12 protein-coding genes are annotated in these 13075 nt (G+C 72.2%); 5 read left to right on the top strand and 7 right to left on the bottom strand.

Features of this window, described 5'->3' with window-relative positions:
- Positions 1-3: 3 nt before the first annotated feature.
- Positions 4-1533, bottom strand: a complete 1530-nt coding sequence (locus B9P64_RS11940; RefSeq protein ID WP_235839985.1) for a methyl-accepting chemotaxis protein — start codon at positions 1531-1533, stop codon at positions 4-6.
- Positions 1534-1687: 154 nt separating this feature from the next.
- Between B9P64_RS11940 and ureE the strand changes: the two genes are divergently transcribed.
- Positions 1688-2236: an urease accessory protein UreE gene (gene ureE, locus B9P64_RS11935; protein ID WP_085316469.1), complete on the top strand. Its 549-nt coding sequence runs from the start codon at positions 1688-1690 to the stop codon at positions 2234-2236.
- Between the two features lie 26 nt (positions 2237-2262).
- Positions 2263-2985 (top strand): urease accessory protein UreF, encoded by a 723-nt coding sequence (locus B9P64_RS11930; protein WP_085316637.1) that lies wholly within the window; start codon positions 2263-2265, stop codon positions 2983-2985.
- Between the two features lie 21 nt (positions 2986-3006).
- Here B9P64_RS11930 and B9P64_RS11925 read toward each other — a convergent pair whose 3' ends face one another.
- The gene (locus B9P64_RS11925; RefSeq protein ID WP_176256815.1) at positions 3007-5691 is read right to left on the bottom strand and encodes a PAS domain-containing sensor histidine kinase; all 2685 of its coding nucleotides are present in this window, start codon (positions 5689-5691) and stop codon (positions 3007-3009) included.
- Positions 5692-5894: 203 nt separating this feature from the next.
- Here B9P64_RS11925 and ureG point away from each other — a divergent pair, with 203 nt between their 5' ends.
- The gene (ureG, locus tag B9P64_RS11920; protein ID WP_085316636.1) at positions 5895-6536 is read left to right on the top strand and encodes an urease accessory protein UreG; all 642 of its coding nucleotides are present in this window, start codon (positions 5895-5897) and stop codon (positions 6534-6536) included.
- A gap of 7 nt (positions 6537-6543) precedes the next feature.
- On the opposite strand, the gene B9P64_RS11915 is transcribed toward ureG, so the two are convergent.
- Both B9P64_RS11915 and B9P64_RS24410 read right to left on the bottom strand, forming a co-directional pair.
- Positions 6544-7746: an alpha/beta hydrolase fold domain-containing protein gene (locus B9P64_RS11915; protein WP_139826288.1), complete on the bottom strand. Its 1203-nt coding sequence runs from the start codon at positions 7744-7746 to the stop codon at positions 6544-6546.
- Positions 7747-7756: 10 nt separating this feature from the next.
- Positions 7757-8110, bottom strand: a complete 354-nt coding sequence (locus B9P64_RS24410) for a hypothetical protein (protein ID WP_139826287.1) — start codon at positions 8108-8110, stop codon at positions 7757-7759.
- A gap of 91 nt (positions 8111-8201) precedes the next feature.
- Between B9P64_RS24410 and dusA the strand changes: the two genes are divergently transcribed.
- Positions 8202-9251 carry a tRNA dihydrouridine(20/20a) synthase DusA gene (dusA, locus tag B9P64_RS11910; RefSeq protein ID WP_235839983.1) on the top strand — a complete coding sequence of 350 codons (1050 nt, stop codon included), beginning with the start codon at positions 8202-8204 and terminating at the stop codon, positions 9249-9251.
- 5 nt (positions 9252-9256) lie between these two features.
- Here the strand turns inward: dusA and B9P64_RS11905 are convergent, their stop codons facing one another.
- The 3 genes from B9P64_RS11905 to B9P64_RS11895 are packed head-to-tail and all read right to left on the bottom strand — an operon-like array spanning position 9257 to position 11645.
- Complete coding sequence (locus tag B9P64_RS11905) at positions 9257-9760, bottom strand: DUF4124 domain-containing protein (protein ID WP_085316465.1); 504 nt, start codon at positions 9758-9760, stop codon at positions 9257-9259.
- An 11-nt stretch (positions 9761-9771) separates the two neighbouring features.
- Positions 9772-11196, bottom strand: a complete 1425-nt coding sequence (locus tag B9P64_RS11900; RefSeq protein ID WP_085316464.1) for an FAD-binding oxidoreductase — start codon at positions 11194-11196, stop codon at positions 9772-9774.
- Complete coding sequence (locus tag B9P64_RS11895; RefSeq protein ID WP_085316463.1) at positions 11193-11645, bottom strand: DUF2069 domain-containing protein; 453 nt, start codon at positions 11643-11645, stop codon at positions 11193-11195. Before B9P64_RS11895 ends, B9P64_RS11900 begins: the two co-directional genes overlap by 4 nt.
- A 48-nt stretch (positions 11646-11693) precedes the next feature.
- Here B9P64_RS11895 and B9P64_RS11890 point away from each other — a divergent pair, with 48 nt between their 5' ends.
- Entirely contained in the window at positions 11694-13073 is a 1380-nt protein-coding gene (locus B9P64_RS11890) for a YihY family inner membrane protein (RefSeq protein ID WP_085316462.1), read from the top strand.
- Positions 13074-13075 lie beyond the last annotated feature (2 nt).

Genomic DNA, 13075 nt, shown 5'->3' with positions numbered 1-13075 from the left:
GCCTCACACCCTGAAGCGCGCCACCACCGCATTGAGGCTGACCGCCTGATCGCGCAACGCCTGCGCGGCGGCGGCGGCCTGTTCCACCAGTGCCGAGTTCTGCTGCGTGGTGGCGTCCATGTGGCCGATGGCGCTGTTCACCTGGGCGATGCCGGCGCCCTGCTGGCCGGCCGCATTGGCCATTTCGCCCATCAGCTCGGCCACCATCGTCACCGACTCGACTGCGGTGCGGATGGTGTCGCCGGCCTCGTTGACCAGACCGCTGCCGGTCTCGACGCGCTCGACCGAATCGTTGATGAGCGCCTGGATCTGCTTGGCCGAGTCCGACGCCCGGTGCGCCAGCGCGCGCACCTCGCTGGCCACCACGGCAAAGCCGCGTCCGTGGTCGCCGGCGCGGGCCGCCTCGACCGCCGCATTGAGCGCCAGGATGTTGGTCTGGAAGGCGATGCCTTCGATGACCGCGATGATGTCCACCACCCGGCGCGAGGCCTCGTGGATGCCGTTCATGGTGTCGATCACCCGGCCCACGGCTTCGCCGCCGCGCACCGCGATCTCGCTCGCCGCGCGCGTCATCTGCTCGGCCTGGCGCGCGTTCAGCGCATTGGCGCCGACGGTGCCGGTCAGCTCTTCCATGCTGGCGGCGGTTTCCTGCAGCGACGAGGCCTGGGCCTCGGTGCGATGCGACAGGTCGGCATTGCCGGACGCGATCTCGCTGGTGGCATGGGCGACCGAGGCCGCCGCCGAGGCCAGCGTGACCACCGTGGCGCGCAGGCTGTCGCGCATGTCGCGCAGCGCCACCATCAGGCTGTCGCCGTCGCCCGGGCGCAGCGGCACCTCGACCGTGAGATCGCCGTCGGCGATGCTGCGCGCGATGGCGCTCGCCGTGGCCGGCTCGCCGCCCAGGCTCGCCAGGATCGAGCGATTGACCGCCAGCACCAGCCCGAACAGCAGCGCGGCGATGCCACCGGTGACGAGCGCGCCGCGCAGCGCGGCGGCACGGAATTCGGCGTCGAGATCGTCCATGTACAGGCCGGCGATCAGGTTCCAGTCCCAGGGCTTGAAGCTGCGCACATGGCCCAGCTTGGGCTCGGGCTTGGACGACCCCGGCTTGGGCCACAGATAGCTGAAGAAGCCATTGCCCGATTCGCGTCCGACCCGGCTCACCTCGCGGTACACATAGGTGCCGGCCGGATCGCGGAAGTTGGTCTGGTCGGTACCGTTGAGCTCGACCTTGATTGCGTGGCGCACCACATGCTCATGCGAGTCGGAGATGGTGAAGTAGCCATCGCTGCCAAAGCGCAGCGCGGCGATGCGATCGGCGGCCTGACGCTTGGCCTCGGCTTCGGTCAGCTTGCCGGAGGCGGCCATGGCGGCATATTCGCCGACGATGCTGTAGGCCAGATCGCCCATGTGCGTGAGGGCGATCTTCCGGTCGGCGAGACGATCGGCACGGGCTTGCAGCGCGCCGATGAGGCCGGCGATCGCCAGGCAGAACAGGCTGGCCAGGATCGGAAGCCAGAGCCGCGTTCTCAAGCTGAGTTTTTTCATCGTGACTGACCGCAGACTGAAGGGGAGTTTTGAGTATTGGCATGTCGCTTGCGGCCCGGCGGGTCGAACACCGGCGTAACAGCCGCCTTTATCCGAGCGTTTCCGAGGGTTTTCCCGAACGCCGCCACTTCCTGTTTCCATGCTCCAGATCGTTTCGGTCCTGCCCCCCACGCTGCCTTCGGCCGGTCTGCGCCGGCTGCGCCTGCCCTTCGATGCGCGCCAGCGCAGCCGGCTTTCCACTGTTCTCACCGACGGCACGCCGGTGGCGCTGACGCTGCCGCGCGGCAGCGTGCTGCATGACGGCGACCAGCTGCTGGCCGCCGGTGGCGAGCGGCTGCTGGTCGAGGCCGAGCCCGAGGCGGTGCTGCGCGTGACCGCGCTCGCGCCCTATCTGCTGATGCGCGCGCTGTATCACCTGGCCAACCGGCATGTGGCGGTGCAGATCGCCGAGGACCATCTGCTGATCGAGCGCGACCCGGTGCTGGCGCGGATGCTGGCCGGCCTGGGCGTGGACGTGGCTGCGGTCGAGGCGCCATTCGATCCCGAGACCGGCGCCTATGCGCATTCGCACGGTGCCGATGCGCACGGCCATCACCACCACGGCGACGACATCGACGAGGTGTCGGCGACGGTCGGCGAGCAGTTGTCGATCGAGGCGCATGCGCGGCGCGCGCGGGGCGCGGCATGACGCCGCCCGACGCGCTCGCCGGCGCGATGCCGGCCACCTCCGGGGCGGCTCCGGTGGCAGTCGGCGCCGCGCCCGCTCCGGCCGCGCCCGGCGCGCTGCGTCCGCTGCTGGCGCTGCTGCATCTGGCCAGCCCGGCGCTGCCGGTCGGCGCCTTCGCCTATTCGCAGGCGCTGGAGGCGGCGGTGGAGCACGGCATCGCGGCCGACGAGCCGGCAGCGCTGCGCTGGATCGGCGATCACCTGCGGCTGGTGCTGGCGCGGGTCGAGGCGCCGCTCTGGCTGCGGCTGCATGCGGCGGCGCGGGCCGGCGACACGGCGCAGTTCGCCCGGCTCAATGCCCGCTTCATCGCGCTGCGCGAGACCGCCGAGCTGCGCGCCGAGGCGCTCCAGACCGGCGCCTCGCTGGCGCGCGCGCTGCCGGCGCTGGGCGTGGCGCCGCCGCCGGCCGAGCCGCTGGCCTTCTGCGCCGGCTTTGCCTGGACTTGCGCGCAGCTGGGCCTGCCGGCGCGCGAGGGGCTGGCGGCCTATCTGTGGGCCTGGACCGAGAACCAGGTGATCGCGGCGGTCAAGCTGGTGCCGCTCGGCCAGATGGCCGGCCAGCGGATGCTGGTGGCGCTGCATGCCGAGGTCGAGGCGGCGGTCGCCACGGCGGCCGCGCTCGGCGACGACGAGCTGGGCAGCGCGGCGCTCGGTCTGGCCATCGAGTCGGCGCGCCACGAGTCGCAGTATTCGCGGCTGTTCCGCTCCTGAGCGCGGCGCCGCCCGGCCGGCTCAGGCGGCCAGCCCCTCGGCCGGCGTCGGCAGGCGGAGGGTGAACCGGCTGCCGTGCCCGACCGCGCTGTCGAGCGCGATGCTGCCGCCCTGTTCGTCGGCCAGCCGGCGGCACAGGTAGAGCCCGAGCCCGGTGCCGCCCTGGCTGTGATGGCGCCCCGGCTCGGCCTGGGTAAACGCCTGGAACAGCCGCGCCTGATCCTCGGGCGCGATGCCGCAGCCGCTGTCGGCCACCGCGATCACGGTCTGGCCGGCCGCCAGCGCCACCTCGATGCGGACCCAGCCGCTGTCGGTGAACTTGATCGCGTTGCCGAGCAGGTTGATGACGATCTGGGTCAGCGCGCGCCGGTCGGCCAGTACCTGCGCCGGCTTGGCCGGCAGCGCCAGTTGCAGGTCGAGGCCCTTGCTGCTGGCGGTCGGACGCAGCACCTCGACCGCGTCGGCCACGATGGCGCCGGCATCGAGCGGCGCGATGCTGAGCTGGGTCTTGCCCGATTCCACCCGCGCCACGTCGAGCAGGTCGTTGATGAGCGACAGCAGATGGCGCGCGCTGGTGTGCACATTGCCGAGCTGGCGCGTCTGGGCCGGATTGAGCGGGCCGGGCAGGCCACGCAGCAGCATGTCGGTGAAGCCGAGGATGGCGTGCAGCGGCGTGCGCAGCTCATGGCTCATGCTGGCCAGGAACTCGGACTTGAGCCGGTTGCTGGCCTCGGCGGCCTCCTTGGCCAGACTCAGCTCGGCGGTGCGCTCGGCCACCTTGAGTTCGAGCCGGGTGTTGGCGCGGTGCAGCGCATCGCGCAGGGCGCGCGATTCGGTCACGTCGGTGCCGGTGCCAAACCAGCGCAGCACCCGGCCGCCGTCGTCGAGCAGCGGCAATGCGCGCACGTCGAACCAGCGGTAGCTGCCGTCGTGGCGGCGCAGCCTCAGCTCGGTATGCAGGCCCTCGGTCGGATGGGCGGCTTCCCAGGTGGCGCGCAGCATCGGCCGGTCATCGGGATGGATGCGGTCGAACCATTCGAAGCCGAGCAGGCTTTCGGTCGGCTGGCCGGTGAATTCGGCCCATTGCCGGCCCAGGAAGTCGCAGCGGCCGTCGGGCCGGCCGCTCCACACCAGTTGCGGCAGCGACTGCGCCAGCTGCCGAAAGCGCTGCTCGCTGCTGCGCAGGGCGGCTTCGTCGCGATGGCGTTGCAGGCAGATGGCGGCGGTGTGGGCGGCGGTCTCAATGACATTGAGCTGGGCTGCGCCGGGCGGCGTGGCGGCGCGCCGGAACACCGCAAAGCTGCCGAGCGGCCGGCTGTCGTCGGCCAGCGCCAGGTACCACAGCGAGCCGGCCGGCAGCGCCGGCTCGCCGTTCTCGGCGCCGAGCGCGAGGAAGACCGGCGTGTTGCGCGCGCGCAGCCGGGCATCGCGGCCGGCGCCCTCGTCCTGCACCTGGGTGCGGGCGGCGAGGGCGCTGGCCTGCAACGCCAGCAGCGGCTCGGCCGCCACCCGCCGCGCCAGCGCCACCGGCGCGCTGTCGCGGTCGGGGCCGTGGCGGGTGACGAGGCAGATCAGTTCCGGGTCCAGCTCCTCGATGCTGGCCAGCAGCGCATCGAGCGCCTGATCGACCGGCTGGCCGCTGGCGATCAGTTCGAGCACCGCGCGCTGGCCGTGCGCCAGCAGCTCGGCGCGCTTGCGCGCGGTGATGTCGGTCAGCGTGCCGACATAGCCCAGCACGGTGCGGTCGGCACTGACCTCGGGCACGGCCTGGTTGAGCACCCAGACCTCGCTGCCGTCGGGATGCAGCAGCCGGTATTCGTCATGGAAGCCGCGCATGTCCTCGACCGCATTGCGCCAGCGCGCGCGTACCCGCTCGCGGTCGTCGGGATGCACATGCTCGTCGAGGCCGCGGCCGGCTTCGCCCGGCGGCAGGCCGCGGATGTCGCGGCAGCGCTCGTTGGCATAGACCTCGTTGCCGAAGGCGTTGGTGCGGTAGATGCCGACCGGCGAGATGCGCGCCAGCGTCTCGAACAGGCGCCGGCTGTTGATGAGCGCGCGCTCGGATTCGCGCTGGGCCCGGGCGCTGCTGCGCGCGATCGCGCCGATGCCCAGCAGCAGCAGCAGCGCAAACACGGCGGCGGCGCGGAACTGGCTGGCCTGCTCGGCATCGAGCTGGCGCACATGGGCGCGGGCGCGCTCGTCGATGTGGTCGGCGCGCTGCTCCACGCGATGGAAGGCGGCGCGCAGCCGGGCGCGCGCGCCGAAGTCGTCGACCGTGGCGCTGCGCCAGGCCTCGATCTGGTCGCTGAGCCGCTCGATGTCGTCGGGCAGGCCGGCGTCGTCGGCCGGATCGTTGTCGGGCAGCCGGCTCAGGGTGACGGCCAGCCCGGCCACCGCCTGATGCGCGAGGTCGAGCGCCTGGTCGCGCCGATAGGTGCTGTCGTCGCCGTACTGCGCCGCGTCGAGCGCATGCGCCAGCTCGATGCGCGCCAGCCGCATGCCCTCGACCGAGATCGCTATCTCGCGGATGGCCTGGCGCTGATGGAAATGCAGCAGCACGAACAGCGCGCAGATGAGGCTGGTGAGGCCGATCACGATCCAGGTCAGGCCGCGGGCGCGGCGCGGTGCGGCATCGGTGTCGGGCACCGAGGCGGCCGCCGCAGCGGGGGGCGCCTCCGGGCTGGCGGCGTGGTCGAGGCTGGTCATGGCAGGCGTGCGGAGGTTCATCGGCCGTGATCGGCAGGTGCGCCGCGCGGTGCAGCGGGCATGCGGGGCAGTATAGGTTCGGCCCCGGCACGCGCGCAGCCGGCACCGGTGCGGATGGCGGTCGGCAGCCGGCTGCGCCCGATCCTTGCATCCGCGTGCCGGCCGACCGCGCGAATGGCGGCGGCTTCTTTCAACGGATTTCCATGACTGCAATCACCCACACATCCCTGCAATCCAATCCGCTGCGGGTCGGCGTCGGCGGGCCGGTCGGCTCGGGCAAGACCACCCTGGTGGAGGTGCTGTGCAAGCGCATGCGCGAGCGCTACGACCTGGCCGTGGTGACCAACGACATCTACACCAAGGAGGACGAGCGGCTGCTGGTGGCGGCCGAGGCGCTGCCGGCCGAACGCATCATGGGCGTGGAGACCGGCGGCTGCCCGCACACCGCGATCCGCGAGGATGCGTCGATCAACCTGGAGGCGGTCGATCGCATGAGCAAGCGCTTTCCGGCGCTGGAGCTGGTGTTCATCGAGTCGGGCGGCGACAACCTGGCGGCCACCTTCAGCCCCGAACTCAGCGATCTGACGCTCTACGTCATCGACGTGGCCGGCGGCGAGAAGATTCCGCGCAAGGGCGGACCGGGCATCACCAAGAGCGATCTGCTGGTCATCAACAAGATCGATCTCGCGCCGCATGTGGGCGCCTCGCTGCCGGTGATGCGCAGCGATACCGAGCGCATGCGCGGCAGCCGGCCCTATGTGATGACCAACCTCAAGACCGGCGAGGGGCTGGACGAGGTGATCGGTTTCATCATCGAGCGCGGCATGCTGCCGGACCGGCGCTGACGCCGGCTCAGCGGTCGGCGCCGACCGGCAGCACTTCGGCTTCGCGCACCGCCACGCCGTCGCTCCAGTGGCCCATGAAGCGCTGCGGCGGCCGGTCGCCGAGCGCGGCCTCGCGGCCGAGCCTGCGGAAGGCGGTGTCGCAGAGCGCGTCGAACAGCTTCCACGGGCCATACCAGTCGAGCGCGTCGACGCTGGCGCGTGGCGCGCTGGCGTGCTCGACGCTGGCCGCCAGATCGAGTTCGGCGCCGTCGGCGATGCGGTCGCGGCCGCGTTCGCGCATGCGTTCGCGCACGCCGATTTCCGGGCTCAGGCGCGGCTCCCCGCTGTCGTAGCTGGCGTCGGGCGCGAGCGCGGCGAAATGGTCGGCCAGCAGCGCCGGCGTGCCGTGCTCGTCGGAATGCAGCAGCACCAGGTTCTTGTCGGCGGCCGCCACGCGGCTGGCTTCGGCCACGATGCGGCGGGCGTCGGCCGTGCCGGCAAACCGGTCGGCATCGCCGGCCACCGCCAGCAGCAGCGTGCCGGGCGCGATGCCGGCCAGGTCGGGCAGGGCGAAGGCGCGGGCGCCGGGCACGCGTTCGCTCAGGCCCGGGTTGACGGCCATGACCACGCGCGGCACCGGCAGGCTCTCGGCTTCGGCGCGGGCCGCCAGCGCGGCGGCGATCAGCCCGCCGACCGAATGGCCGACGAAGGCCACGCGGTCGAGCTGGGGCTGCACATGGCCGGCCTCGTTGCGCAGCAGCGCGATGGCATTGCGCACCGAGTCGGCCGCCTGCGGCGCGAAGCGGTCGGGCTCGGCGAGCAGATCGGCCTGATAGCGCGGAAACACCACCACCGCGCCGCGCCGCACGATGTGCTCGATCCAGGCGCCGTAGACGCGCGGATTGCTGCCGCCCCAGCCATGCAGAAAGACCACCAGCGGCGCGCTGACCGGGCGCGGCTGGGTCGGCTCGTAGATCCACACCTCGCTGGCGCCTTCGCCATAGCGGTTGCGCTGCACCGCGCCGTAGCTGAGGTCGGCGCCGCCGGGGCCGTTGGCGGGCTGGGTCGGCGCGCTCGGGCGCTGGCTGGCGACGCCGCTGCCGGCGTCGCGCGCGTCGTCATGGCGGTCGGTGGTGACGAACAGCAGCGCCAGCGCCAGACCGAGGGCGGCCGCAATGCGCAGGGCCACGCGCGCGGTGCGGCCAGGAGTGTCGCGGTGCAGGTCGCGCATCGAGGAAGCCTCAGTGGCAGTGGCAGGCGTGGTCGTCGTGATCGCAGCCGGCGGCGGCGCGTTGCGGCAGCGGCTTGCGGCGCGCGCCGGCGGCGCTGCGGGCGCGCGGCCCGAGCGGCGCGAAGCGGTGCAGGCGCGGATCGAGCAGGCTGTCGAAGGGCTCGCCGCCGGCAGCCAGATAGCAGCCGACGGCGGCATTGCGCAGCCGCCACAGCCGCATGCTGGCGGCGCCGGGCGCGCTGGCGGCGGCGAGCGCTTCGAGTTCATCGATGACGATGGCCAGCGAGCCGGGATCGAGCGCCGACCAGCGCGCCTTGGAAAGCAGGTAACGGCCCAGTTGGGCGGAGGCTTGTGTCTGGGCCATGGAGGGCTGCGAGGCGGGGGCGACTGATGGGCTGCATCCTACAATCCCGCCGACCATGACATTTGAATCAGTTTCAACCCGATCCGTCGCAATGCGAACGGCTGCTCACCGCATCTGCGTCGCGCCGATGCTCGACTGGACCGACCGCCATTGCCGCCAGCTGCACCGGCTGCTGTCGCCGCGCGCCTTCCTCTACACCGAGATGGTCACCTCGGGCGCGCTGCTGCACGGCGATGTGCCGCGTCATCTGCGCTTCGACGCCGCCGAGCATCCGGTGGCGCTGCAACTGGGCGGCAGCGAGCCGGCCGAGCTGGCGCAGTGCGCCAAGCTGGCCGCCGACTACGGCTATGACGAGATCAACCTCAACTGCGGCTGCCCGAGCGAGCGGGTGCAGCGCGGCAGCTTTGGCGCCTGCCTGATGGCCGAGCCGCAGCTGGTGGCCGACTGCGTCAAGGCGATGGCCGATGCCACGCCGCTGCCGGTCACGGTCAAGCACCGCATCGGCCTCGACCGCGTGGAAAGTTACGACTTCGTGCGCGATTTCGTCGGCGTGGTGGCCGAGGCCGGCTGCGGGCTGTTCATCGTGCATGCGCGCAATGCCTGGCTGAAGGGCCTGAGCCCGAAGGAAAACCGCGAGGTGCCGCCGCTGCGCTACGACTTCGCCGAGCGGCTCAAGCGCGACTTTCCGGCGCTGCAAATCGTGGTCAACGGCGGCATCGCCGACACCGGCGCCATCGGCGCGCGGCTCGCGCCCACGGCCGACGGCGTGCAGCTCGACGGTGTGATGATCGGCCGCGAGGCCTATCACAACCCCTATGCGCTGGCCCTGTGGGAAGGCGAATTCCTGCGCGCCGCCGGCGACGACTGGCAGGCGCCGACGCGCGAGACGGTGCTGCGCGCGATGGCCGCCTATGCCGCGCGCGAGCAGGCCGAGCACGGCACGCCGTTGCGCAACATCGCGCGCCATCTGCTCGGGCTTTACAACGGCATGCGGCGCGCCCGGCGCTTCCGGCAGCTGCTCAGCGATGCCAACGAGCTGCGCGGCGCCGGTCCCGAGCTGCTGCTGCGCGCGCTGGAAGTGGCCGAGGGCCGGGCCGACAGCGGCGTCGGCCGGCCCGGCTGGGCGCTGACCGACGACTGAGCGGCTTAGGGCTTGACCTTCAGATGGATCTGCCCGGTCGGCTTGACCGGCGTGACGGCGGGCGTCTGCGGCGTGGTGCGCGGCAGCGGTCGCAGCACATAGCGGTCGTCGACCAGCACATGGCGGCGGCGCCGCACGATCGGCGCTTCGAGGTCGCCGCTGGCGCTGTCGGCGAGCGCGCGGGCCTCGTCGCTGCGCAGCTGTTGCAGGCGCAGCGCATCGGCGCGCTGTTCGGCCGCGCGCGCGGCGGCTTCGCGGCGGGCGTCGGCCACCTCGGCCTCGCGGATGAGCCGGTCGCTGCGCGCCTGGGCGGCGGCCTGCGCTTCGGGCGACACCACCGGCGGCGGCTCGACCACGCTCTGTCGGCTGCCGTCGGCGCAGGGCTTGTCGGCATAGGTGGTGCGGCCGCCGACATCGCAGCGATAGACCTGCTGCGCCGCCGCCGGGCCGGCGAGGCCCAGCGCGACCAGCAGAACGAGCCAGGGGCGGCCTTGAAGCCTGTGGGTCATGACGATCTCCGCTAGATCAGCTTGCCCGGATTCATCAGCCCGTCCGGGTCGAGCGCCTGCTTGATGGCGCGCATCAGCTTGAGCGCCGGCGCAGGCTTGGTGCGCAACAGTTCATCACGCCGCAGCTGGCCGATGCCGTGCTCGGCCGAGATCGACCCGCCGCGCGCCATCAGCTCATCGTGCACCTGGCGGTAGATCGCGTCCTGGCGCGCGAGGAAGTCGGCCTCGGGCTCGGGCTGGCCGGCAGCGTCGAGCGCCGGGCTCAGGTTGAAGTGCAGATTGCCGTCGCCCAGATGGCCGAAGGTCACCGGCCGCAGCCCGGGATGCTCGCGCGCCAGCCGGGCGCCCACGCTGGCGACGAATTCGGGCACCGCCGATACCGGTACCGAGATGTCGAGCTTGAGGTTCTTGCCCTCGCGCGCCTGGGCTTCGGAGATGTTTTCGCGCAGCGCCCACAGCGCCTGCGCCTGGGCCAGATGCTGGGCCACGACCGCATCGCGCGCCTCGCCAGCGTCGATGGCCGCGGCGGCGAGCGCCTCGGCCAGCGCCAGACCGTGGGCCTCGCCATCGTGATCGGACAGCTCGACCAGCGCGTACTGCGCATGGCGCTCGGCAAACGGCGCGCGGCTGCCCGGCACATGGCGCAGCACCAGTTCCAGGCAGAGCGCGTTGAACACCTCGAATGCCGTCAGCGCCGGGCCGGCCAGCGTCTGGGCCCGACCCAGCAGCCGCAGCGCGGCGTCCAGGTCGTCGAGCGCGAACAGGCAGGTGATGCGCGCCGCCGGCTGCGGAAACAGCCGCAGGCAGGCGGCGGTGATGATGCCGAGCGTGCCTTCGGCGCCGATGAACAGCTCGCGCAGCGCATAGCCGCTGTTGTCCTTGCGCAGGCCCGACAGGCCGCTCCAGATCTCGCCCGAGGCGGTGACCACTTCGAGCCCGAGGCAGAGTTCGCGCGCATTGCCGTAGCGCAGCACCTGCACGCCGCCGGCATTGGTCGACAGATTGCCGCCCACCGTGCAGCTGCCCTGCGATGCAAGCGCAAGCGGAAACAGCCGCCCCGCGTCCTCGGCCGCCGCCTGCACCGTTGCCAGCGTGCAGCCGGCCTCGGCGACCAGCGTGGCGTTGGCCGCGTCGAGGCTGCGGATGGCATTCATGCGGCGCAGGCTCAGCACGATGGCGCGGCCGTCGGCAGCGGGCGTGGCTCCGCCCACCAGCCCCGTGTTGCCGCCCTGGGGCACGATTGCGGTGCGCGTGTCGGCGCAGGCGCGCACCACGGCGGCCACCTGCTGCGTGCTGGCGGGGCGCACCACGGCCAGCGCGCGGCCGGTGTAGCGACCGCGCCAGTCGGTCAGGTAGCCGGCCTGATCGGCCGCGTCGGTGATGACATTGGCTGCGCCGACGGCATCGCGCAGCCGGGCGAGCAGTGCGTCGCTCACGCCGCTTCTCCGCGCGCGGCTGCCTCCAGCGCCTTCTTGCGCACCTTGTAGGCCTGCTTGTAGGGCCGCGCATACACCAGCAGCGCGGTGAAGGCGACCAGCGTCAGCGCCAGCTCGGCACCCGCCAGCACCCGCGACATCAGCCCCGGATCGCTCGCCACCCGCAGCGCGCCTTCGCCCAGATAGACCACCAGCAGCAGCGACGCCCATTGAAAGGTGTAGAGCCGGCGCTTGAGCACGCCCGGCAGCGCCAGCAGCAGCGGCAGCACCTTGAGCACCAGCCAGGAGCCACCCGGCCGCAGCGGCGCAAGCCGCAGCTCCCAGGCGGTGAGCAGCAGGATCAGCAGGCTCAGGGCCGCGCAGGCCGTCAGCCAGGCGAGGCGCGCACGCCGGGGATCGCCGCCGGGCGGCGGGGTTTCGGCGGCAGGCGGGACGATCGAAGAATTCATGGCGGCAACCGGCAGGTCTAAACGGACCATTATTTATGATCGGTCGCGATGACCCCTTCGCACCCCCTTCCCCCGCTGCGGCGTTTCGTCGCCCGGCTGCGCCGGCTCGATGCCGCCACCGCGCTCGCGGCGCTGCGTTTTGCCGGTCGCCGCCTGCGCGAGGAGCGCATCGCCGACGTGGCCGGCAGCCTCACCTACACCACGGTGCTGTCGCTGGTGCCGCTGCTCACGGTGGCGCTGGCGCTGTTCACCGCCTTCCCGCTGTTCGACCAGTTCCGCGTCAGCCTGCAGGACTGGCTGGTGCACAACCTGCTGCCCGACGCCATCTCCAAGGGCGTGATGACCTACCTCAACCAGTTCGCGGCCAAGGCGGCGCGCATCTCGGCGGTCGGCGGCTTCTTTCTGGTGCTCACGTCGATGGCGCTGCTGTTCACGGTGGATGGCGCGTTCAACACCATCTGGCGGGTGCGCGAGCCGCGCCCGCTGCTGCAGCGGCTGGCGATGTACTGGGCCGTGCTCACCATCGGGCCGCTGCTGCTGGGCGCCTCGCTCACGCTCACGTCGGTCATCGTCGGCCATCCGCGCGGGCGCGACGACGGGCTGGTGACCAGCCTGATCGAGCTGCTGCCGGCGGCGTTCTCGGTCGCGGCCTTCACCTTTGCCTATCTGGTGCTGCCCAACAAGAAGGTGCGGCTGGCCGATGCGCTGGCCGGCGGCGTGCTGGCCGGCATCGCCTTCGAGGTGGCCAAGAAGCTGTTCGCGCTGTTCATCACCCGCTTCAACACTTACACCACGGTCTACGGCACCTTCGCGGCGGTGCCGCTGTTTTTGCTGTGGGTCTATCTGTGCTGGCTCATCACGCTGTTTGGCGCCGCCATGGCCGCGACGCTGCCGGTGCTGCGCAACGAGCGCTGGCAGCGCGTGCCCGAGTCGGGCGACGCCTTCCTCGACGCGATGGCGGTGCTGGAGCAGCTGTGGCGCGCCCATCGGCCGGCCAGCGGCAGCAGCGCCGGCGCCAGCCTCGACGAATTGCGTGCCGGCACCCGCCTCGGCGCCGGCGAGCTGGAGGAAGTGCTGGCACGGCTGGTCGCCACCGGCTGGGTCGCGCGGCTGGGCGTGCATGCGGCGCGCGCGCCGGTCGGCGCCCGGCTCGGCTTGCGCCGGGTGGCGCGCGACGACGAACGCTGGGCGCTGGTGGTCGATGCGCGCGACATCCGCGTGAGCGAGGTGTTCCGCGCCTTCACGCTGATGGCCGCCGGCCGCAGCGGCGCGCCGGCCGCCATCCGTCATGCCGCCGAGGCGGTCGATGCCGCGCTCGCCACGGACCTGGAGACGTGGTTCTCCCGTCCCATCGAATACCCGCAACCTTCTGCGACAGGCGCGCCCCGTCGTGTAGAACCGGTCACGCCCCGGCTCGAAACCCAATGACC

The sequence above is a fragment of the Derxia lacustris genome (assembly GCF_002105195.1).
In the GTDB taxonomy this organism is placed as follows: Bacteria; Pseudomonadota; Gammaproteobacteria; order Burkholderiales; family Burkholderiaceae_E; genus Derxia; species Derxia lacustris.
This window is presented reverse-complemented; position numbering and strand designations above follow the sequence as displayed.